The sequence below is a fragment of the Silvimonas soli genome (genome assembly GCF_030035605.1).
Lineage (GTDB): Bacteria > Pseudomonadota > Gammaproteobacteria > Burkholderiales > Chitinibacteraceae > Silvimonas > Silvimonas soli.
On record NZ_CP106736.1, the window covers coordinates 1,673,727 to 1,693,974 of the forward strand.

Here is a 20,248-nt window from a genome sequence, read left to right on the forward strand (position 1 = left end):
GTAACAACGTCGCTAGCAGATTCCATGCCCGGTCTTTTATACTTGATCGCCATGAGCCCCAAAGACACCTCCCGTTTTCTCGCCCGCGCCCGCCATGTGCTGGCGATTGAAGCCGCCGCCATCGAGCATATCTCGCAACGGCTGGACGAACGTTTCAGCCAGACCTGTGAACTGATGCTGGCCTGCAAAGGTCGCGTCGTCGTCACCGGCATGGGCAAATCCGGCCATATTGCGCGCAAGATTGTCGCCACCATGTCCAGTACCGGCACGCCCGCGCTGTTCTTGCATCCGGCAGAAGCCGCGCATGGCGATCTGGGCATGATTACGCCCCAGGACGTGGTGCTGGCACTGTCGTACTCCGGCGAATCAGACGAGTTGCTGACCATTTTGCCCAGTCTGAAGCGCTTGGGCGTGCCGCTGATTGCCATGACCGGTAACGGCAAATCCACCCTCGCCCGCGAAGCGCATATCTGGCTGGATTCGGCCGTGGAACAAGAGGCCTGCCCGCTAAATCTCGCCCCCACCGCCAGCACTACAGTGGCTTTGGCGCTGGGCGATGCTTTGGCTGTTGCCATGCTGGAAGAGCGCGATTTTGGTGCAGAAGACTTCGCCCACTCCCATCCGGGTGGCAGCCTTGGGCGACGCTTGCTGATTCGCGTGAGCGACGTCATGCGCCACGGCGACGACTTGCCCATCGTGCAGGAAGACACGCCATTACGCGATGCACTGATGGAAATCAGCCGCAAAGGCCTGGGCATGACCGCAGTCATGAATCCGCAGAACCAGTTGGTAGGGATTTTCACCGACGGTGATCTGCGTCGCGCGCTGGACCGTGGCGTGGACGTACATCACACGCGAGTACTTGAAGTGATGACGCCCAACCCCATCACCATAGAAGCGGGTAAATTGGCCGCACAGGCGGTATTGATCATGGAAGAGCGCCGCATTGGCGCTTTGCTGGTCACCGATAGCGGCAAGCTCGCTGGCGCTTTGAATATGCACGATCTGCTGCGCGCACGCGTAGTCTGACTGGCACCGAACAGGGAACACCATGAACCACCAAGCAGCAAAAGCCGTACGCCTGATGATCTTTGACGTCGATGGTGTCATGACCGATGGCAGTCTGTTTTACAACGACGCCGGTGAAGAACTCAAAGCATTCAACTCGCTCGATGGCCACGGCATTCGCATGCTGCAAGACAGCGGCGTCAAGGTGGCAATCATTACCGGGCGCAAATCGCAACTGGTGGCCCATCGCGCGCGCAATCTGAATATTGAACTGCTGTACCAGGGTGCGAATGACAAGCTGGAAACGTTTGGCGAACTGCTGGCAGCCACCGGCCTGACCGCCGAACAATGCGGCTATATGGGCGATGACGTCATTGACTTGCCGGTGATGCGCCGAGTGGCGTTTGCCATTGCCGTGCCAGACGCGCCGGAAATCGTGCGCGACAACGCTCACTACATCACCAGCAAACACGGCGGTCACGGCGCAGTGCGTGAAGCCTGTGAATCCATCATGCGTGCACAAGAAACGCTGGATGGTATCCTCGCGTACTATTTGCGCTAAGGACGGCCAGTGAATTCTTTGTCTTCGCGACTCTTGCCGTTGGTGTTGATTGTGTTCCTGGCGCTGCTGGTGTGGGGACTGAACTCTGCCGCAACCTTGCCGGCACTGGACAACCAACGGCTGGTGGATGAGCCGAATTTGATAGCCAACAACACCCATACCGTGCGCTTTGACGAACTGGGTCGGCCGTTCGAGCGACTGGACGCCGACAAAGTCAGCCATTACGAAGAAAACGACAGCGCCTGGTTCGACAATCCGCACCTTGTGTCTACTGCACCGGGCAAACCGCGGGTCGACCTCGTTACCACGCGCGCGCAATCGATCAACAAAGGCGAAAAATTGTGGATGCCCGAACCCACCACGATGACGCGCCAGCCAGATGCACAGCACGCGCAAATGGTCATTCACGGTCGGGAAATCTGGTATCAACCCAAACCCGGTGACGCCTGGTCGGAAGCCCCGGTCGATGCCGACATGGGTGCCTACCACGCCAAGGGTGTTGGCTTTCAAGCCGACCTTGCTGGCCAGACCCTTTTAGTTAAATCCAGAGTGAGCACCACTTATGTCCCTGCGCAACGCAGCAGTAAATAGCGTCCTGACAATCAGCCTGGCGCTGGGGGCAACTGCCGCCCTGGCCTCAACGGCTGATCGTGAAAAGCCGATGAAAATTGAAGCTGATTCGGCCACTTACGACCAGAAAGCCAATACCGGTGTGTACACCGGCAACGTGGTTGTCACGCAAGGCACCATGACGCTGCGCTCGGACAAGCTGGTGATCCATCAAGACGCGGATGGCATGCAATATTCGCAAGGCGATGGCAAACCAGTGAAATTTCGCCAGCAGGCAGATGATGGTGAATGGGTTGATGCTGAGTCACTGCATTACGATTACAACCAGAAAACCGGCATGCTGGTGCTGACCAACAGTGCCTGGGTGCGCAAGAACCAGAACGAAGTGTTTGGGGACATCATCACTTACAACCTGAACAACGACCAGTACACCGCCAACAGCACCAAGTCCGGCGCCGGTCGCGTCAATGTGACGATCGTTCCGAAGAAAAAAGACGCCAGTGCCGCTGCCACCACCAAACCGGCGGCAACCAAGGCCAGTGCAGTCACCGCAAGCGGGGCCCAATGAAGCCCTCCCGATCACTCGATAACAACGGCCCGGCCACTCAACCCATGACTGCATCCCTGAACGCTTCCGGTTTGATGAAACGCTACGGCAAACGCACCGTGGTACGTGACGTAGCCATTCGAGTGGATGCGGGAGAGGTCGTCGGTTTGCTTGGCCCTAACGGCGCGGGCAAAACCACCAGCTTTTATATGATTGTCGGGATGGTCGCTGCCGATGGTGGCGAAATCACCCTGAATGGCCAGGACATCAGTCGCCTGCCGATGCACCAGCGCTCAGAACTGGGCTTGGGTTATCTGCCGCAGGAAGCTTCGATTTTTCGCAAGATGACGGTCGCCCAGAACATTCTGGCTGTGCTGGAACTGCGCGAGAAAAACGCCACCCGCCGCGCCGAAAGACTGGACGAATTGCTGCATGAATTGCACATTGCCCATCTGCGTGACAGCGGCGCCATGAGTTTGTCTGGCGGCGAGCGGCGACGTGCCGAAATCGCCCGCGCACTGGCTGCTGATCCGCGCTTTATTTTGCTGGACGAACCCTTTGCCGGAGTCGATCCGATTGCGGTGATGGACATCCAGCGCATCATTGCTTATCTGCGCGACCGTGGTATCGGCGTGCTGATTACCGACCATAACGTGCGCGAAACGCTGGGGATTTGTGATCGGGCGTACATTATCTCTGAAGGCTCCGTGATGGCATCCGGGCATCCAGCCGAAATCATTGCCAACGAACAAGTGCGCAAGGTTTACCTGGGCGAACATTTCCGCATGTAACCGCGCCATGCCTAAAGCGCCGATCAACCGCCACCCTCTTTGTCTGGATATAAACGCAGCATGAAGCAATCCCTTCAACTGCGTCTTTCGCAGCAACTGAACCTCACCCCGCAGCTGCAGCAGTCAATCAAGCTGTTGCAGCTGTCCACACTCGATTTTCAGACGGAAATCGAGCGTTACCTGCTGGAAAATCCGCTGCTGGAACAAGATGGTGGCGGCAGTAACCCTTCCGACAGTCCCGAACCTGTTTCCGGCGAGAGCGACAGCACCCCGCAAGAACCGGCCTACGATGGCAGCGGCGACGACATGAACTGGGGTAGCGGCACCGGCAATGCGCGCAACGGTGACGATGATGACGACTTCGATCCGGCCACCCAGGTCGCCAAAGAGCTGACGCTGCGCGAGCATCTGCTGGATCAAGCGGGGGTGCTGCGTTTGCCCGAGCGCGACCATGCTGCCCTGGCTTTCATGATCGACGCAGTGGACGATGAGGGATTTTTACCAATGTCCCTCGAAGAATTACTGGAACAAATCCCGCCGGAGATCGTCACACATCTGGAGCTTGAAATTGATGACCTGGCCGTAGCACTGGCCAGACTCAAGCAGTTTGATCCCGTTGGGGTGGGTGCCCGCAATACTGCGGAGGCTTTGGGCCTGCAGTTGCGCCTGGTTGCACCTTCTCCCGCTTGCGAGCTGGCACGACAGATCGTCGGACAACATCTCGATTTATTGGCCGGGCGTGACTACACTAAGCTCAAAAGGTTACTGAAATGTGACGACGCGGCACTGAAAGCCGCGCAAAGTGTGATCACCAGTCTGAATCCGCGCCCGGCAGCACAATGGGCGGCATTGACACCACGTTACGTTGTACCTGACGTACTGGTGCAAAAGATCAAGGGGCAATGGCAGGTGAGACTCAATCCAGCCGCGATGCCGCGGTTGCGCATCAATCAAGTCTATGCAGATATCCTGCAACGTAGCGAAGGCGGTGTGCTGGCGCGCGAGTTGCAAGAAGCCAAATGGCTGGTGAAAAGCGTGCAACAACGCTTTGAAACCATTCTGCGGGTCGCTCAGGCCATCGTTGAACGCCAGCGTGCGTTTTTCGAACATGGTGAAGTCGCCATGCGCCCGCTCGTCCTGCGCGATATCGCCATGGAACTGGATCTGCATGAATCCACCGTGTCCCGCGTTACTACCCAGAAATACATGACCAGCCCACGTGGCTTGCTGGAGTTCAAATACTTCTTCGGCAGTCACGTTGACACCGAAGCCGGTGGCGAATGTTCGGCCACCGCCATCAAAGCGCTCATCAAACAGATGATCCAGAACGAAGACAAAACCCGGCCGCTCTCAGATAGCGCCATTGCCGAAGCTTTATCCGGGCAAGGGATCGTGGTTGCGCGGCGAACCGTTGCCAAGTACAGGGAGGGCATGAACGTTCCACCCGTCAATCTGCGCAAAAACCTGTAGCCCTTATCGGTGCAGTGTCTTAATGGCTTACCAGAAGGAGAATGCCATGAACCTCAACATCAGCGGACATCACGTTGAAGTGACCCCGGCCTTACGGGAATACGTTACCAGCAAGCTCGACCGGATAACGCGACACTTCGACCAGGTTGTAGACGTCAGCACGATTCTGTCTGTAGAAAAATTGCAGCAGAAAGCCGATGTCACAGTGCGGGTTCGCGGAAAAGACATCCACGTTGAGGCATCAGACAAGGATATGTATGCGGCCATTGATTTACTGGTCGACAAACTTGATCGGCAGATTGTGAAACACAAAGAATGCTTGATGGATCATCGCGGCGAAGCGATCAAACATCAGCAAACCGTCGAAGAGGAATGACTTTCCGGCATTAACCAGTCCTTTGATACAACAAACGGGAGCCAATAATACTGGTTCCCGTTTTTGTTTATGCATTCTGGGCGGTACAATAGTATTGGTTGTGCAGTGCAATGGCACGTTAATGGGGCAAGATTGCACTGTCCTGGCTAATAAATTGCGCAATACTTATCAAATAGCACCGTAAATGCGGTGTGGTTCGCAGTTCCAGTGAGCACTATCCAGACCGGTGAATAGAGCAAAAGCAGCCATCGGAATTCGTCACAGGTGGGGCGCGCAGGATACGCCCGCCGCTTTGGTCAGTGAGTCGGCAACACGATGAGTCTGATATCCAGAATTCTGCCCGCCAATAATGTGTTTCTAGATTTGGACGTGGGCAGCAAGAAACGTGTTTTCGAACAGGTGGGGATACTGTTCGAGAATAGTCACGCCATTGCGCGCAGCGTTATTTTCGATAGCCTGTTTGCCCGCGAAAAACTCGGCTCAACCGGCTTGGGCCAAGGTGTGGCAATTCCACACGGCCGCATCAAAGGTCTGAAAGAAGCCAGCGGCGCGTTTATCCGGCTAAAAAGCCCGGTGCCTTTTGATGCGCCGGATGGCAAGCCCGTGAGCCTGGTCTTTGTGTTGCTGGTTCCCGCTGCTGCCACCGACCTGCATTTGCAGATATTGTCCGAGCTGGCCCAGCTCTTTTCTGATAAAACCGTGCGCGAACAACTTGCAACGGCCAGCGACGTGGACGCGGCCTGGAAACTGATTTCCACCTGGGAACCGTATGCCGCAGATTACCGTTAGACAGCTGTTCATCGATAATGCGGAAAAGCTCAGGCTCACTTGGGTAGCAGGTCAATCCGGTGCCAACAATCTGCTCACCAATGATGCCGCCGAACAAAAGCCGCGTCTGGCACTGGTTGGTCACCTGAACTTCATTCACCCCAACCGCGTGCAGGTTTTGGGGATTGCCGAAGTCAATTATTTTGCCGGTCTTAGCCCCGAGGCCCAGAAAGATTCGGTCGAACGCCTGTTTGCCAATGAAATGGCACTGATGGTGGTTGCCAATGGCCAGCCCGTGCCCGACACCTTGCGTGAAGGTGCCGAACGTCACCACGTACCGCTGCTGACCTCCACCGAACAATCGCCATATTTGATGGACGTGCTGCGCTATTACCTGGCCAAGGCACTCGCGGTTTCCACCCACTTGCATGGCGTGTTTCTGGACGTGCTGGAAGTGGGCGTATTGCTGACTGGCGAGTCGTCGATGGGTAAGAGCGAACTGGCACTGGAGCTGATCTCACGCGGCCACGGTCTGGTGGCCGACGATGTAGTTGAGGTTTATCGCACCAACCCGGAAACACTGGAAGGTCGCTGTCCGCCGATGCTGCGCGATTTTCTGGAAGTACGGGGGATCGGCGTGCTCAATATCCGCACCATTTTCGGCGAAACTGCCGTGCGCCCCAAAAAGACGCTCAAGCTGATCGTGCATCTGGCCAAAGCGGGCGGCGAAACGCTGGCGCCAATTGATCGGCTGCAAATGCAGGCGGCCACGCAGGAAATCCTCGGCGTGCAAATCCGCAAACTGGTGATTCCGGTGGCGGCGGGTCGCAACTTGGCGGTACTGGTTGAGGCCGCGGTACGTAACTATATTCTGCAATTGCGCGGCATCGACTCCACCCGCGAGTTTATTGAACGGCACCAGCGCTTTATGGAGCTGGGCGAATAACGATGACGCAAAAACGGCAACAGGTCATCCTGCTTTCAGGGGTCTCGGGCGCGGGCAAGAGTGTAGCGTTGCGCATTCTGGAAGACCTCGGTTATTTCTGCATCGACAACCTGCCCTCGCCCATTTTGCCGCAAACCGTCGCGCTGCTGGATGAAGATGGCTACCCCAAGGTTGCCATTGCCGTTGACTCTCGTAGCGCGCACAACCTGGCCGCTTTTCCCGATCACCTGGCGGCGATGCTGGAACTCAAAGTCGACGCCCGCTTGTTGTTCCTGGAGGCGAGCGATGAAACGCTGGTGAAACGTTTCTCGGAAACCCGCCGCGCGCATCCGCTCTCTGGCGGCAATCTCACCGTTACCGAGGCCATCGCGCTTGAACGTGAGATTCTGGAATATTTCTCCGCCAATGCTCATCGCATAGATACCAGCGTGCTGTCTGCAAACCAGCTGCGGGCAATGGTGCGCGACTTTGTCGGGCTGGATCAATCCCGCCTGACTTTGATTTTTGAGTCATTTGGCTTCAAACATGGCCTGCCGCAAGATGCCGACTTTGTGTTTGACGCACGCTGCTTGCCCAACCCGCATTACGATCCGGTCTTGCGCCCACTCACCGGCAAAGACCAACCGGTCATTGATTTCCTCAAACGCCAGGAAGCCGTGGGCCGCTATTTAACCCACTTGATTGGCTTTCTGGAGCACTGGATTCCCGAGTTTGATCGCGACCACCGCAATTACGTTACGGTCGCGATTGGTTGTACCGGTGGCCAGCATCGTTCCGTTTTCCTGGCGGAACAACTGGGCCGCCACTTCGCCAATCAACGCCAGGTCTTGATACGCCATCGTGAGCAACATGGTACGGCCTGAATGGCGTCTGTTGCAGCCCGGTGACTGGTTGGTGATGTTGCTGGCGTTAAGTCTGGTCATCGCTTTGGCCAGTTATGCCTGGCAGCGCGATACCGCAACGCATGTGCGCATTTATCAGTCTGGCAAATTGTTTGCCGAACTCGATCTGGCGGCTGATCGGCAGATGAAAGTGCCCGGCCCGTTAGGTGACACCACCGTTCAGGTCGCTAGCGGGCGCGCGCGTATCGCCGCCGACCCCAGCCCACGCCAGTATTGCGTGCGGGCTGGCTGGCTGACCGAAACCGGCCAGATCGCCATTTGCCTGCCTAATCGCACCAGCATTGAACTGACAGGTAGCCGCGCACGCGCCTATGACAGCCTCAGTTACTGATAGCGCGCCGCTCAAAGTCGTCGCGGGCGCAGACGACCTGCGCATCGCCCGTTATGCCGCAATCGCCATCTTGCTGGGCGTGATCGAGGCGGGCTTCCCCTCGCCCATCCCCGGAGTAAAACCCGGCATTGCCAATATCATTACGCTGGTGGTGCTGTGGCGCTACGGCTGGCGTGATGCCGCCTGGGTTTCATTGCTGCGGATCTTTGGCGGGGCGTTGGTGCTCGGTGGCTTTCTCTCACCAGGCTTTGCGCTGAGCGTGTGTGGCGGCATTGTTAGCCTGGCCGCATTGGCTGCAGCCCAGTATTTGCCGCGCCGCTGGTTCGGCCCGGTCAGTCTTTCACTGATTGCCGCTTTCGCCCATATTGCCGGACAACTTGGGCTGGCCCGACTGTGGCTGATCCCCAATAATGGGCTGATCCGCCTGGCGCCGGTGTTTTTTGGCGCAGCACTGATTTTCGGGCTGGCAAACGGGCTGATTTGCGCCCGCTTGCTCAACGCATCGCCCAAGGAAACTACACCATGAAGACCATTACCGTCGGGCTCACCGGCGCCTCGGGTTTGCCATATGGCATGCGTTTGATCGAATGCCTGCTGGCGGCGGGTTGTCATGTGCATGTGCTGTACACGCAAGCGGCACAGATCGTCGCCAAACAGGAGCTGGGCTACACCTGGCCGGGCCGGGCGGCAGATTTTGATAACTGGTTGCGCGAACACTTCAAACTGCCCGCTGATACCAAACTGGATGTCTGGGGCCAACAGGAATGGTTCGCGCCGATGGCATCGGGCTCGAATCCGGGCGATGGCATGGTGGTGTGTCCGTGCACCATGGGCGCGTTGGCGGCTATTGCCGCAGGCGTGTCAGATAATCTGCTGGAACGCGCTGCCGATGTCATGATCAAGGAAGGAAAAAAGCTGGTGCTGGTGCCGCGCGAAGCGCCGTTCTCCGCGCTGCACCTGGAAAACATGCTCAAGCTGGCGCGGCTGGGCGTAGTGATTCTGCCGCCCAACCCAGGTTTTTATCATCATCCGCAGAGGATTGATGATCTGGTGGATTTTGTGGTGGCACGCATTCTGGACCAACTGGCCATTCCCCACACACTGATGCAGCGCTGGGGCGATAAGGCCTGACTGAAAAACTAGAGAGCCTGTTCCGTAACACGGAGAGCAGCTTTCTCGCGAGCCACTGCCCGCTGGCTGACGCGGGCAAATTGCAGCGTCAGCATGACTGCAGTAAATCCCAACGCCACCACCAGTGCCTCCCAGTACCCCACCGCGCCGCGACCAACAATGGTATCGCCGACGCCGAAAGTCAGCGCATAGCCCAGCGGCAAGCCAATCACCCAGAACGCAGTGAGATGGATGATCATTGGTGTGCGCGTCACCTTGTAGCCGCGCAATATCCCGGCAGCGACCACTTGGGTGGAATCAAACAACTGAAAGAATGCGGCATAAACCAGCAACAACGACGCCAGCGCCAGCACTTGCGCATCCTCCGTGTACCAACTTGCGACCCAGCCATGCCCAAATGCGGTAAACAGCCCAGATACCGCGGCTGCTGCCACACCCATCTTGAAGCCAGCCCAGCCAATAAAGCGTGCATCTTGTGGCTGCCCGGCACCCAATGCCTGACCAACCCGCACCGTCAGGGCGGTGCCCAAGGCAGCTGGAATCTGGAACACCAGCGAAGCAAAATTCAGCGCGATCTGGTGCGCGGCGACCGGCACTGTACCCAAGCGAGCGATCAGCAGCGAGATACCGGCAAAGGCGCTGACTTCCACAAAGAACATCAGTCCCATGGGCACACCCAGCTTGAGCAACTCACGCTGGCGATGCCAGTCGATGCGCACCCAGTGGCGCAACGGATAAGTCTCGCGATACACCGGCGAGAATCGCATCCACGCCAGCATCATGACGGCGCTGGCCCACAGGCAAAATGCCGTGGCATAACCGCAACCCACGCCACCCAGCGCCGGAAAGCCAAAATGGCCGTAAATCAGAATCCAGTTCACCGGCACGTTCAGCGCCAGCCCCAGCAAGGCGATCACCATCAGCGGTTTGGTACTGTTTAGACTTGCACTGTAGCTGTAGCAAACCCGGAAAAACGAGAACGCTGGCAAGCCCCACGCCACTGCACCGAGGAACCGCCGTGCTTTGTCGGCCACATCCGGCGTCAAGCCGAGATGATTAAAGATGGGCATCGCCAGCCATACCAGGCACAGCCCAACCACGGTGAACATCGCCGCCTGATAAAACGCCTGTTGCACCAGACCAGGAATACGTTTGGTATCGTTGGCGCCCACCGCATGCGCGATCAGCGGGCTGCTGGCCAGCAGCAGACCGATCATGGTCACGATGACGGTGATCCAAACGGAGGCACCCACGGATACGGCAGCCAGATCGCCCGCCGAAACGTGACCAGCCATCACCGCATCCACAAACGCGGTGCCCACTTGGGCCAACTGGCCAATCATGATCGGCCAGGCCAGATGCCAGGTGGCGCGGATTTCACGCCAGATACGCGGCAGAGTCATGCGGTCCTTGCTAAAGCGCTTAAGCTTTTTTGATTATGTGCGATTGATATGAGGTATTGCGCCACTCACAGCCGGTCAGACCGGCAACTTGCAAGTGATTGGTATGTGACCTGCGTCAATCCAGTGGTGTGCACTGCGGCCTGGCTGGCACTTCGTAACTGCCAATCAGTTCTGGCAGGCGCTGACACAGCAACAAGGCGGCCTCCAGCTCGATATCCAGTACCGCCAGCGAACCGTCATCCAGCAGTTGCGTGTGATAACCCAGCGCCACTGCCACCGCTGCGGCTTTGGATAAAGGCGCAGGGCCAGCACTGGCCGCGCATTTCAGGCGCAGCCAACGGCGATAATCGAGTCGCAAGCTCAAAACAGCTTGCGGTTTGCTGCGGCGTTGTTGGAACAAAGCGAACTCGGGAACAAAACAGTCGTACATGGTGGCCTCCTGAAGTTGAGAAAAAATCAACGACGGCCACCGGTCTTCTGATCCGCGCCAAAACCAACAATGATTCGGGCACAGGCGGCCGACGCTTTAGCAGCATTTCCCGAATCCACTCAAGTGGTTCGGCGCGCCCCGCAAGTTGTCGCTTAACTCGGCGCGGCCACGCTTGCGCGCGGCAGGTATTACAGATGCAGCAAAATCTGAAAACAAAAAAACCTGCGTGCCAGACGCAGGTCGCGGCACGCTTTAGCAGTATTTATAACGCGCCCGCAAGCTGGCTGATCAAATCGGCGCGATAGTTTCATTTGTACGCCTTGGCGGCGGGAGGCGTCAAGTAGTGGCTCAAGTGGTTTAGGTCTGCAAACGACGGGCTGGCTGGGCCGAACCGCCCAACGATCACACCAAACAAGATTGAAAGCTCACACCGTAACCCCACTCCGCATTCGCCCCATCACCCTGCGCAAGTCTCGCGCCGAGCCAAACCCCGACAACTCCGCCACTCGCTCCATCGGCAAGCGACTGTCCGCCAGCAGGGCTTGCGCCTGCGCGACTCGCAGCAATCGTAGATATTCGGTTGGCGCGGTTTGCGCGTGTTCACGGAACAGGCGGGTCAGGTGGCGGGCGGAGACATGCACCAGCTCTGCCATGTTTTCCAACGACCAATCCGCCGCCACATCTTGCGCCAGCTTTTCCTGCACCCGATGCACCAGCGGGTGTAGATGGTTGCGATGTTGAAACCAGGCGGACAGCTGCGGGTCATCGCCACCGCGGCGAAAGTACACCACCAACCGGCGGGCAATTTCGGCGGCTTTTTGCGGTGAGATTTTGGTAGCAATCAGCTGCAAGGCCAGATCTATCCCGGCAGTAATGCCAGCGGACGTCCAGATCGGCCCATCTTGCACAAACACCCGGTCGGCCTCGACTTTGGCGGCTGGGGCAAACTGCTGCAACTCGGCGGTGTGCATGTAATGCGTGGTACAGCGACGCCCATCCAGCAAGCCCGCTCTGGCGGCGTACAACGCCCCGGCACAAACGGTCGCCAGTTCAATGCCGGGCTGGAGCATGGCGGTGCGCAACCAGCGGGTGATGACCTCGCCCTGCGCAGTATCTGCGCCGGGCTCATGGCCGGGAACGATGAGCAAGGCCGGTGCAATCAGCCTGGCGGGCAGTGGCTCAAGATTGGCAATGGTGACGCCGACCAGTGTGCGTGCTTCACGGGCAGGCCCGACAAAGTGCAGCCGGAAGTGCTCGTCACCCGCCATGCGCAGGGCTTCTGCCGGACCGGCCAAGTCCAGCAAAAGCAAGTCATCGGCCACCACCAGCCAGACATCAAGCGGCATATTGCTCGTCTAGCGCGGCCAGACATTCTGCCACTGTGGAAACTCGCGCAAACCGGCCAGCCAGGACCAACTCCGTGCGATGTTTGATTTGTGCAGCAGTCACCGTCACACCGTCGGCATGCGTCATCGGCCAGGTCAGTGTGGCTTCGGAGACAAAATCGACCGCGTAGCCCAGGTCAGACGCCACGCGCGCTGTGGTTTCGCAGCATTGCTCGGTGCGGATGCCGCTGATGCTGACATGGTCAATGTCATTGGTTTTGAGCCATTCCAGCAGGCCGCTTTCGGTCAAGGCATTGTGCACGTGTTTGTTAAAAACCAGACCACTTGGATCGGGCATCCAGTCCAGCGCCACACACAAGCCGTTAGCCGGGTCGAAGGCGCCCGCCGAGTGATGGAATATCTGCACCACTGGCCAACCCCGCGCCTGGTATCCGGCGATCAGCGCCAGCTGCTTCTCTTTAAATGCGGGGAGATCATCTTCAGTCCAGAACGGGCGGTGTATAAACGATTTCTGGACATCAATTACAATCAGGGCGGATTTCATGGCAAGGCTCCTCGGGTTGGTTGCAGCCTTAATTTACGATGCAGCATGCCATGAACCAAGGGGCGCTGGCGACCAGTAGCGGACAATTCAGGACATACCCTGTTGAACGCGCTCACTCGGGATTTTTTGAATCCAGTTGCAAGGTTACCGGTCCATCATTCAGCAAGCTCACCTTCATATCCGCGCCAAATACTCCGGTTGGCACTGGTTTGCCCAACAAGGCAGTCACCCGGGCGACGAAATCATCAAACAACCCAGTCGCATGCTCTCCCTTGGCCGCGCGCATCCACGAGGGCCGATTGCCTTTCTTGTATGAGCCAAACAAAGTGAACTGCGATACCGCCAGGATTTCGCCACCGGTCTCCAGCACCGAGCGGTTCATTATTCCTGCGTCGTCTTCAAACACGCGCAGATTGCAGACCTTGGCGCTCATCCACGCCAGATCTTCGGCCGTATCGGCGGGTTCAATCCCCACCAGCAGCAGCAAGCCAGCGCCAATGCGGCCGACGGTTTCACCCGCCACATCGACCTGTGCATGTTCCACCCGTTGCAGCAAAACCCGCATTCTGACCGCCCCTTTTTGCAATTTCGCCAAAACCCTCATGTTAGCGGGTTATTGGTGCCCGTCCGTACCGATCAGCGCCGAATTGGTGCCAAGGCTGGCGTTCAATCGCGGATTTCTCTAATATCATCAATCCACTTGGATATTTGTAACCCTGTTGCTGAAGGAAAAGATGATGAAGAAGGTAGGCTTGGTCGGTTGGCGCGGCATGGTGGGCTCGGTGCTCATGCAACGTATGCAGGAAGAAAAAGATTTCGACCTGATTACCCCGACATTCTTCACCACCTCGCAAGCAGGCAGCACCGCGCCGAACTTCGGCAAAGACGCAGGCACGCTTAAAGACGCGCACAACCTGGACGAGTTGCGCGCCATGGACGTGATCATTTCCTGCCAGGGCGGTGATTACACCAACGACGTATTCCGTCGCCTGCGGGCTTCGGGCTGGGAGGGCTATTGGATCGACGCCGCTTCTACCCTGCGCATGGAAGACGACGCAGTCATCATTCTGGACCCGGTCAACGATAGTTTGATCCGCAACGCCGTAGCCAGTGGCGTCAAGAATTTTGCTGGCGGCAACTGTACCAACTCCATCCTGCTGATGGGCGTGGGCGGTTTGTTCCGCGAAGACCTGGTGGAATGGGTTAGCTCGATGACTTACCAGGCGGCCTCCGGTGCGGGCGCCAACAATATGCGCGAACTGGTCAAGGGCATGGGCGTGATTCACGCGGCCGTGGCTGATGAGCTGGCCAATCCGGCATCGGCCATTCTGGAAATCGACCGCAAGGTGGCCAAATCCATCCGCGAAGATGTGCCGACCGAGTTCTTCCCGGCGCCACTGGCTGGCGGTTTGATCCCGTGGATCGACAAGCAACTGGAAAACGGCCAATCCAAGGAAGAATGGAAAGGCCAGGCCGAAGTAAACAAGATCCTCGGCACCGACAAGACTATTCCGGTTGATGGCCTGTGTGTGCGAATTGGCGCAATGCGCTGCCACAGCCTGGCGCTGACCATCAAGCTGAAGAAAGACCTGCCCTTGAGCGAAATCGAAGCACTGATCAAATCCACCAACCAGTGGGTGAAGTGGGTGCCGAACGATCGCAGCATCACCGAACAAGAACTGACCCCAGCCGCCATCACCGGCAAGCTGGATATCGGTGTTGGCCGCGTGCGCAAGCTCAACATGGGCCCGGAATACATCAGCGCGTTCGTGATCGGCGACCAATTGCTGTGGGGCGCTGCCGAGCCACTGCGCCGTATGTTGCGTATTTTGCTGGATAAGTAACAGACCGCCAGAAACGCTGGCTTGCTTCATCAAAAACCCGTGCTTGTCGCGGGTTTTTTGTTGCCAACGTGCGTGTCATGCCGCCGCACTAACGGCTTTGGTGTCTTATGATGGTCTGGTGCCCACATGGAAAACCGCATGGACTTCATCAACCTTTATCTGCAGCGTCTTGGCCTGACGCGAGACAGCCTGCCCGCCGACCCGGTAGCGCGCTTGAACCTGCTGCACAATACCCACCAGCAATGCATTGCCTTCAACAACATCGAAGTTCTGCTCAGTCGTCTGCCCGAACTCGACCCGGATAAGGTCGTCGACAAGGTGCTGCGACGTGCTCGTGGCGGTTACTGTTACGAACTCAATGGCCTGTTCGGTTGCTTGTTACGCGAGCTGGGTTACGACACGCATTTTCATCTGGGCAAGATGCTGGCCGGTAGCGGAGTCGGGCCGGAAGAACGTCCACGCACTCACCACGTGATATCGGTATTGATTGAGCGCCAACGCTGGATGATAGATGTGAGCTTTGGCGCGCGCGGTCTGGTTGAAGCGGCGGTATTGCAGACCGAACAGCCTTTCACACAAATGGACACTTTGCGCTATCAGCCCTATGGCGATGGGTATCTGCTGCAAAGCCAGATCAAGGGCGAATGGCAGACCCTCTACTGGTTTGATCTGGTCGAGGTTTACCCGGCGGACTGTGTCATGTCCAACTACTACTCGTCGACGCACCCAACTTCGCCGTTCCTGCACAATCTGATGGCCCTGCGCCTGACCGGCCCACGTGCTCGTGTCACCTTCAATAATCTGCGTGTGGCGCAGGTGAACAATGGCGTGCGCGAAGAAACACTGTTGACATCATCGCAGCAGTTACGCGACGCAATCGAGAAGCATCTGCATATCGTATTGGATCACACCGAGGCAGAGAGTTTGTACCTGCGGATCAGTGAACAACCCGCACTCCAGCTGGTCTGATCCCACCCCAGAGAATGCGCAGCCGCTAAAATGGCGTTTTACCCGCGCCACCACCATGCCCACCTATACGCTTGCCGCGCCAGTGCATGCCGAACTGGAAATCAAAAAGAGCCGCTTCCTCGGTAGCGTCCTGCCTGTGGCAGACCGTGCTGCTGCTTTGGCAATCATCGCACGCACACGTTCCGAGCATTCCGCCGCAGCCCATGTCTGCTGGGCTTTGCTGGCTGGAGGTGAATCTGGCATGTCGGATGATGGTGAGCCTTCCGGCACTGCCGGGCGTCCGATGCTGAGCGTACTTCAGCATCACCATCTGGATGGCGTGCTCGGTCTGGTTGTGCGCTATTACGGCGGAATACGGCTAGGCGCTGGCGGCCTGGTCCGCGCTTATACCGATGCAATTGCCAGCGCTATTAAACAGGCCCAAGTGGTTCCACTCACGGCCAAGGTCACCATCGAGATCGAGATTCCCTATGCCGATGAAGCCCGTGTACGCCACTGGCTGATGCAATCCGGACACTTACTGACCGCTTTTTCACATGCCAACCTTGTAAGACTTTGCTTTATAACAAATGCAAGCGACCAAGCAATAGCAGAAGAAAACTTGCAAAACCTGACCCAAGGCCAGGTGCGATTTCTGGGGCCTGCTGCATCATCCCGATAAATCGCAATGGCATAAAAACCTGTATAAACAAGCCTCAAAACCTTCCCCTCACGGACTTTCCGGATCGCCTGCATATTTAGTATCAAATGAGACTGTTACGTTTATTCATGCAATTTCTTACAAAGATTGCACAAAAATATCAGACTTCACTAATATAATCGGAACAGCATGGCCCCGGTCATGCCACCACCCATAAAAAGTCAGGGGCACCCTCTTGGAATCTTTGCTTGAACAAAGCCGGAAACTTGTTGTTGCCGGCACTTTACTCACAACGCTGTTGCTAACAGCATGTGGAGGCGGCGGCGGTGGCGGCGATAGCTCGCCCTCCCAAGCCGCAGCCGTAACCCCGGTACCCACCCCAGCGACACTGACCGGCGTGTTCATCAGCGAGGTCGGCAACAACGCGTATTACAACACTGCGGCCTGGTTCGAGATTTACAACAAGACTGGGCACGCAATTGATCTGGCCAGCTATTCCGTGCGAACTCGGGCAATCAATCCGGATAACGGTACGCCAGCAGCACCCGCAATTGAAACGTTTGCGCTGCCCCATCTGACTATCCCCGATCAAGGTCGCGTGGTGGTCGCCAGCAAAGTCGACCCGACGCTGGTGAACAACAGCAATGTGACTTATATCAGCGATGCCAGCGGCTACGTTCCAAGCTGGAGCACCGCTGCGGGTTTCGTCGAGTTACTTGCAAATGGCAAGACAACCGACTTTGTCCGGTTTGGGAGTGAGTCGACTGCACCGATCAGTTCCGGTATGTGGATCGGCGCGAACGTCCCTGCATTTGCCAAGACTTCTGATGTAAACGGTATCAACACTCTGAGCTCGTCTATCGTTCGCCTTGATAGCAATTTCACGCAAACGCACACCAGCACCGACTGGACGGCGGTGAATTTCTCGACGCCTGGCGGCCCCAATGACGTTGGCCCCGGCGTGGTCGACAGCGATGCCGATGGTATTCCCGACAGCGCCAAAGTCGCCGGTGGCACTTACAGCGGCATCGACTTGTACAGCATGGGTGCACGCCCCGGCCAACGCGATCTGTTCATCCAGGTTGATTACATGAACAGCACTGACCCGGGCATTACGCCTCAGCAGCAAGCCTTGCAGAATGTGGTTGCAGCGTTCAGGGCGCATAACATCGCCGTTCACTTTGATGCTGGTAACTTGTTCGCCGCCGCATTTGATCCGGTTAACTTCAACCTCAGTGGCGCGGTCAGCAACAAGCGAGCCTTGGTGCCATGTACAACTGTGTATTCCACCAGTCAATGCACCGATGTAAACACAATCAAATCGGCTGCGTTCGATTACCGTCGCAAGGCCATGTTCCGTTATTTGCTGATGGCCAATAGCCAGAACCTGGACGGCTCATACAGTTCCTCGGGCGTTGCCGAATTGCTGGGGCCGGACCTGGTGGTCACCTTGGGTGGCTGGAATCTGAATACCAACAATGCCGCCAATACCAACATGTTGGTCAACTATCAGGCCGCGACCATCATGCATGAGTTGGGTCATACGCTGGGCCTGCAACACGGTGGAGACGAATCCACCAACTACAAGCCAAACTACTACAGCGTCATGAACTACATGTATCAGCTGTATGGTTTACCCAAAGACCCAACCGGCGCCGATCAAGCCACCAACAGCAACGGTTTGTCTGAGGTCAATGAGCGTTATTACCTTTACAGCCTCAGCCTGCAATCGAATCCACCTGCCCAGTTTGTGCCGGGCATTAACAACACCGCCTATTACCCGGCAGTCATGCATGACGGCCCCGCGACGACCACTTTCAAGATGGATTACTCTGACGGCACTGGTGCATTGCTGGACGAAAACCTGCTGAATGAATCATTGGTGATCGGTCGCGGCGCAGGCGCGAACGCCTACGGCGATTGGGATCTGAATGGCCACAATACGACTGGCACCTATCGTTTTCATATTGTGGACGAGGGCATGGATACTAGCTTCACCCAGATGCACGATTACAATGACTGGGCCAACCTCGTACTGGCAATCAATAAGTACGGTGTGGCGCATTTTAATGGCGCCAGCATCAAATCTGCTTCCTCTGCATTGCCGAGCACGCCATATGATCCGGTATTCAATACCCGGCGCCCGCTAGCACGAGAAGATGCGCCACCCGCCTTGTTGATCAAGCACCTGCGCGCGCTCAATCCATAATGGTGAGCATGAAAACCATGAAAAACCTGCTCTGGGTTTGCCACGGATTGCTGGCGTTTGCGCTCACTCATGCGAACGCCGCAACCCCATTGCAGATCCAGGGCGCCACTTTTCAGCCCCAAGAGGCCAAGGTCGCATTGCCCGCGGTGGATCGACAGCAGGTTTTGCGCTTTCGGCTGGATCAGCCAGTGACGATTTCAGGTTGGCCAGCTTCGCTGCCCCGCAAGCTCGGCCAGCAGAATATCTCGCTGATGAGCCTGCCCAATCCGGCTGGGCCAATAACTTTTGCACGATTTACGCGTGCGGGAGTGCCAACGCCTTGGCTGGTGCTGGTTTCCCGAGGTCGCTCTGGCAGCGAAATCATCGCGCCCTGGCGCTTGAAGATAGAGCCTGCAAGCCGCTATTCGCTCAACGCGGGTGACGGTTCAATACGCCTTATCCATCTGGCGCAGCCCGTCATTCTGAAAGATGCGCAGGGGGTGCGCTGGCAATTTGAACTGCTCAGTGTGAGTGCTCCGGCCAACTCCGGGCAGGATCAGGAAGCGCGTGGCGATTGGTATCTACGCCAGCTAAGTGAATAAACCAGTATTGGCAGAAAATAAAAGGCCGCCCGTTCAACTACGGGCGGCCTTTTTTGCGTATCGCATTCGCGCAAATTTATTCCGCCAGTCGTCGCCGAAACAACCATCGCTGCTCATCGCTGCCGTCCGCCACAAAAGCATAGCCTTCCAGATCAAACTGTTTAAGCTGCTGCGGATCGTCCAGCTGATTCAATGCCGCGTAGCGCACCATCAGGCCGCGGGCGCGTTTGGCGTAGAAGCTGATGATCTTGTACTGGCCGTTCTTGAAGTCTTCAAACACTGGAGTAATCACCGGGCAGTTCAGCAATTTGGGCTTGATTGACTTGAAGTATTCGTCCGAGGCCAGATTCACCAGCACTTTTGGCTTTTGCGCGTTGAGTGTTTGTGTCAGCGTATCGCCCCACCAGGCATACAGATTTTTACCCGCCGGGTTAGCCAGCGACTTCCCCATTTCCAGACGATAGGGCTGGATCAGGTCAAACGGCTTGAGCAAGCCATAGAGGCCGGAGAGGATGCGCAGGTGAGATTCCAGATAATCGAAATCCGGCTCGCTCAAGTGCGCAGCACCCAGCCCTTCGTAAACGTCACCCATAAACGCCAACACCGCAGCCCGTGAATTGCGGACGGTGAACGGGCGCTTCCAGCTTTGGTAGCGACCTGCGTTAAGTACGGATAACTCGTCCGAGATATCCATCAGTTTGCCCATATCCGCTGGCGTCATTTGCTTGAGGATATCGACCAGTTCGGCGGAGCGATCCAGGAAAGCGGGTTGAGTATGCCGCCTGGTTACGAGCGGCGAGGTGAAATCGAGCGTTTTGGCGGGCGAGATCACCATCAGAAAACCCGCGCGCTGGCGGGTTTTGCGAGGAGTGGCCGCCAA

General features: G+C 57.1%; 24 protein-coding genes and 1 riboswitch. Of the genes, 18 read left to right on the plus strand and 6 right to left on the minus strand.

The window, feature by feature from the left end:
• The first annotated feature begins 24 nt into the window (after positions 1–24).
• The 13 genes from N7220_RS07660 to N7220_RS07720 all read left to right on the plus strand — a co-directional run bounded on the left by N7220_RS07660 (position 25) and on the right by N7220_RS07720 (position 9,402).
• Positions 25–1,029 carry a KpsF/GutQ family sugar-phosphate isomerase gene (locus N7220_RS07660; protein ID WP_283150867.1) on the plus strand — a complete coding sequence of 335 codons (1,005 nt, stop codon included), beginning with the start codon at positions 25–27 and terminating at the stop codon, positions 1,027–1,029.
• 22 nt (positions 1,030–1,051) lie between these two features.
• The gene (locus N7220_RS07665; RefSeq protein WP_283150868.1) at positions 1,052–1,570 is read left to right on the plus strand and encodes a KdsC family phosphatase; all 519 of its coding nucleotides are present in this window, start codon (positions 1,052–1,054) and stop codon (positions 1,568–1,570) included.
• A gap of 9 nt (positions 1,571–1,579) precedes the next feature.
• The gene (lptC, locus tag N7220_RS07670) at positions 1,580–2,161 is read left to right on the plus strand and encodes an LPS export ABC transporter periplasmic protein LptC (RefSeq protein ID WP_283150869.1); all 582 of its coding nucleotides are present in this window, start codon (positions 1,580–1,582) and stop codon (positions 2,159–2,161) included.
• Positions 2,133–2,708 (plus strand): lipopolysaccharide transport periplasmic protein LptA, encoded by a 576-nt coding sequence (lptA, locus tag N7220_RS07675; protein ID WP_283150870.1) that lies wholly within the window; start codon positions 2,133–2,135, stop codon positions 2,706–2,708. The genes lptC and lptA overlap by 29 nt, the downstream gene beginning before the upstream one ends.
• A gap of 44 nt (positions 2,709–2,752) precedes the next feature.
• Positions 2,753–3,478, plus strand: a complete 726-nt coding sequence (gene lptB, locus N7220_RS07680) for an LPS export ABC transporter ATP-binding protein (RefSeq protein ID WP_283151413.1) — start codon at positions 2,753–2,755, stop codon at positions 3,476–3,478.
• A gap of 60 nt (positions 3,479–3,538) precedes the next feature.
• A complete protein-coding gene (locus tag N7220_RS07685; protein ID WP_283150871.1) occupies positions 3,539–4,948 on the plus strand; it encodes an RNA polymerase factor sigma-54 in 1,410 nt (469 codons plus the stop codon).
• Positions 4,949–4,994: 46 nt separating this feature from the next.
• Entirely contained in the window at positions 4,995–5,324 is a 330-nt protein-coding gene (gene hpf, locus N7220_RS07690; RefSeq protein WP_283150872.1) for a ribosome hibernation-promoting factor, HPF/YfiA family, read from the plus strand.
• A gap of 315 nt (positions 5,325–5,639) precedes the next feature.
• Positions 5,640–6,113 carry a PTS IIA-like nitrogen regulatory protein PtsN gene (ptsN, locus tag N7220_RS07695; RefSeq protein WP_283150873.1) on the plus strand — a complete coding sequence of 158 codons (474 nt, stop codon included), beginning with the start codon at positions 5,640–5,642 and terminating at the stop codon, positions 6,111–6,113.
• The gene (gene hprK / locus N7220_RS07700) at positions 6,094–7,038 is read left to right on the plus strand and encodes an HPr(Ser) kinase/phosphatase (RefSeq protein WP_283150874.1); all 945 of its coding nucleotides are present in this window, start codon (positions 6,094–6,096) and stop codon (positions 7,036–7,038) included. Before ptsN ends, hprK begins: the two co-directional genes overlap by 20 nt.
• 2 nt (positions 7,039–7,040) lie before the next feature.
• Entirely contained in the window at positions 7,041–7,901 is an 861-nt protein-coding gene (gene rapZ, locus N7220_RS07705; RefSeq protein ID WP_283150875.1) for an RNase adapter RapZ, read from the plus strand.
• A complete protein-coding gene (locus N7220_RS07710) occupies positions 7,888–8,271 on the plus strand; it encodes a NusG domain II-containing protein (protein WP_283151414.1) in 384 nt (127 codons plus the stop codon). The genes rapZ and N7220_RS07710 overlap by 14 nt, the downstream gene beginning before the upstream one ends.
• A complete protein-coding gene (locus N7220_RS07715) occupies positions 8,252–8,797 on the plus strand; it encodes a Gx transporter family protein (RefSeq protein ID WP_283150876.1) in 546 nt (181 codons plus the stop codon). The genes N7220_RS07710 and N7220_RS07715 overlap by 20 nt, the downstream gene beginning before the upstream one ends.
• Positions 8,794–9,402: a flavin prenyltransferase UbiX gene (locus tag N7220_RS07720; protein ID WP_283150877.1), complete on the plus strand. Its 609-nt coding sequence runs from the start codon at positions 8,794–8,796 to the stop codon at positions 9,400–9,402. The genes N7220_RS07715 and N7220_RS07720 overlap by 4 nt, the downstream gene beginning before the upstream one ends.
• Positions 9,403–9,410: 8 nt before the next feature.
• Here the strand turns inward: N7220_RS07720 and N7220_RS07725 are convergent, their stop codons facing one another.
• The 5 genes from N7220_RS07725 to dtd form a co-directional block, all read right to left on the minus strand.
• Positions 9,411–10,805: an MATE family efflux transporter gene (locus N7220_RS07725; RefSeq protein ID WP_283150878.1), complete on the minus strand. Its 1,395-nt coding sequence runs from the start codon at positions 10,803–10,805 to the stop codon at positions 9,411–9,413.
• A 115-nt stretch (positions 10,806–10,920) separates the two neighbouring features.
• Positions 10,921–11,235, minus strand: coding sequence for a hypothetical protein (locus N7220_RS07730; protein WP_283150879.1), 315 nt, complete (start codon positions 11,233–11,235; stop codon positions 10,921–10,923).
• Between the two features lie 230 nt (positions 11,236–11,465).
• A riboswitch (SAM riboswitch) is annotated at positions 11,466–11,545 on the minus strand.
• Between the two features lie 115 nt (positions 11,546–11,660).
• A complete protein-coding gene (locus tag N7220_RS07735) occupies positions 11,661–12,581 on the minus strand; it encodes a GlxA family transcriptional regulator (protein ID WP_283150880.1) in 921 nt (306 codons plus the stop codon).
• Complete coding sequence (locus tag N7220_RS07740; protein ID WP_283150881.1) at positions 12,571–13,125, minus strand: isochorismatase family protein; 555 nt, start codon at positions 13,123–13,125, stop codon at positions 12,571–12,573. Before N7220_RS07740 ends, N7220_RS07735 begins: the two co-directional genes overlap by 11 nt.
• A gap of 112 nt (positions 13,126–13,237) precedes the next feature.
• Positions 13,238–13,690, minus strand: coding sequence for a D-aminoacyl-tRNA deacylase (gene dtd, locus N7220_RS07745; protein WP_283150882.1), 453 nt, complete (start codon positions 13,688–13,690; stop codon positions 13,238–13,240).
• Between the two features lie 172 nt (positions 13,691–13,862).
• On the opposite strand from dtd, the gene asd reads away from it, so the two are divergent.
• From asd to N7220_RS07770, 5 genes are all read left to right on the plus strand, one after another.
• Positions 13,863–14,969: an aspartate-semialdehyde dehydrogenase gene (gene asd / locus N7220_RS07750; protein ID WP_283151415.1), complete on the plus strand. Its 1,107-nt coding sequence runs from the start codon at positions 13,863–13,865 to the stop codon at positions 14,967–14,969.
• A 138-nt stretch (positions 14,970–15,107) separates the two neighbouring features.
• Positions 15,108–15,938, plus strand: a complete 831-nt coding sequence (locus N7220_RS07755; protein ID WP_283150883.1) for an arylamine N-acetyltransferase family protein — start codon at positions 15,108–15,110, stop codon at positions 15,936–15,938.
• Between the two features lie 55 nt (positions 15,939–15,993).
• Complete coding sequence (locus N7220_RS07760) at positions 15,994–16,599, plus strand: IMPACT family protein (protein WP_283150884.1); 606 nt, start codon at positions 15,994–15,996, stop codon at positions 16,597–16,599.
• Positions 16,600–16,813: 214 nt separating this feature from the next.
• Positions 16,814–18,787: a hypothetical protein gene (locus N7220_RS07765; RefSeq protein WP_283150885.1), complete on the plus strand. Its 1,974-nt coding sequence runs from the start codon at positions 16,814–16,816 to the stop codon at positions 18,785–18,787.
• Between the two features lie 17 nt (positions 18,788–18,804).
• The gene (locus N7220_RS07770) at positions 18,805–19,368 is read left to right on the plus strand and encodes a hypothetical protein (protein ID WP_283150886.1); all 564 of its coding nucleotides are present in this window, start codon (positions 18,805–18,807) and stop codon (positions 19,366–19,368) included.
• A gap of 76 nt (positions 19,369–19,444) precedes the next feature.
• Here the strand turns inward: N7220_RS07770 and yaaA are convergent, their stop codons facing one another.
• Positions 19,445–20,203 (minus strand): peroxide stress protein YaaA, encoded by a 759-nt coding sequence (yaaA, locus tag N7220_RS07775; protein ID WP_283151416.1) that lies wholly within the window; start codon positions 20,201–20,203, stop codon positions 19,445–19,447.
• Positions 20,204–20,248: the final 45 nt, after the last annotated feature.

What these genes read in the sequence shown, in the direction of transcription:
- N7220_RS07760 (WP_283150884.1), top strand. Translation starts at nt 15,994, where the DNA reads ATGCCCACCTATACGCTTGCCGCGCCAGTGCATGCCGAACTGGAAATC.
- N7220_RS07770 (WP_283150886.1), top strand. Translation starts at nt 18,805, where the DNA reads ATGAAAAACCTGCTCTGGGTTTGCCACGGATTGCTGGCGTTTGCGCTC.
- N7220_RS07755 (WP_283150883.1), top strand. Translation starts at nt 15,108, where the DNA reads ATGGACTTCATCAACCTTTATCTGCAGCGTCTTGGCCTGACGCGAGAC.
- lptB (WP_283151413.1), top strand. Translation starts at nt 2,753, where the DNA reads ATGACTGCATCCCTGAACGCTTCCGGTTTGATGAAACGCTACGGCAAA.
- ptsN (WP_283150873.1), top strand. Translation starts at nt 5,640, where the DNA reads ATGAGTCTGATATCCAGAATTCTGCCCGCCAATAATGTGTTTCTAGAT.
- N7220_RS07725 (WP_283150878.1), bottom strand. Translation starts at nt 10,805, where the DNA reads ATGACTCTGCCGCGTATCTGGCGTGAAATCCGCGCCACCTGGCATCTG.
- N7220_RS07730 (WP_283150879.1), bottom strand. Translation starts at nt 11,235, where the DNA reads ATGTACGACTGTTTTGTTCCCGAGTTCGCTTTGTTCCAACAACGCCGC.
- N7220_RS07660 (WP_283150867.1), top strand. Translation starts at nt 25, where the DNA reads ATGCCCGGTCTTTTATACTTGATCGCCATGAGCCCCAAAGACACCTCC.
- hpf (WP_283150872.1), top strand. Translation starts at nt 4,995, where the DNA reads ATGAACCTCAACATCAGCGGACATCACGTTGAAGTGACCCCGGCCTTA.
- N7220_RS07720 (WP_283150877.1), top strand. Translation starts at nt 8,794, where the DNA reads ATGAAGACCATTACCGTCGGGCTCACCGGCGCCTCGGGTTTGCCATAT.
- lptA (WP_283150870.1), top strand. Translation starts at nt 2,133, where the DNA reads ATGTCCCTGCGCAACGCAGCAGTAAATAGCGTCCTGACAATCAGCCTG.
- dtd (WP_283150882.1), bottom strand. Translation starts at nt 13,690, where the DNA reads ATGCGGGTTTTGCTGCAACGGGTGGAACATGCACAGGTCGATGTGGCG.
- yaaA (WP_283151416.1), bottom strand. Translation starts at nt 20,203, where the DNA reads ATGGTGATCTCGCCCGCCAAAACGCTCGATTTCACCTCGCCGCTCGTA.
- asd (WP_283151415.1), top strand. Translation starts at nt 13,863, where the DNA reads ATGAAGAAGGTAGGCTTGGTCGGTTGGCGCGGCATGGTGGGCTCGGTG.
- N7220_RS07685 (WP_283150871.1), top strand. Translation starts at nt 3,539, where the DNA reads ATGAAGCAATCCCTTCAACTGCGTCTTTCGCAGCAACTGAACCTCACC.
- N7220_RS07710 (WP_283151414.1), top strand. Translation starts at nt 7,888, where the DNA reads ATGGTACGGCCTGAATGGCGTCTGTTGCAGCCCGGTGACTGGTTGGTG.
- N7220_RS07735 (WP_283150880.1), bottom strand. Translation starts at nt 12,581, where the DNA reads ATGCCGCTTGATGTCTGGCTGGTGGTGGCCGATGACTTGCTTTTGCTG.
- N7220_RS07715 (WP_283150876.1), top strand. Translation starts at nt 8,252, where the DNA reads ATGACAGCCTCAGTTACTGATAGCGCGCCGCTCAAAGTCGTCGCGGGC.
- N7220_RS07740 (WP_283150881.1), bottom strand. Translation starts at nt 13,125, where the DNA reads ATGAAATCCGCCCTGATTGTAATTGATGTCCAGAAATCGTTTATACAC.
- hprK (WP_283150874.1), top strand. Translation starts at nt 6,094, where the DNA reads ATGCCGCAGATTACCGTTAGACAGCTGTTCATCGATAATGCGGAAAAG.
- rapZ (WP_283150875.1), top strand. Translation starts at nt 7,041, where the DNA reads ATGACGCAAAAACGGCAACAGGTCATCCTGCTTTCAGGGGTCTCGGGC.
- N7220_RS07665 (WP_283150868.1), top strand. Translation starts at nt 1,052, where the DNA reads ATGAACCACCAAGCAGCAAAAGCCGTACGCCTGATGATCTTTGACGTC.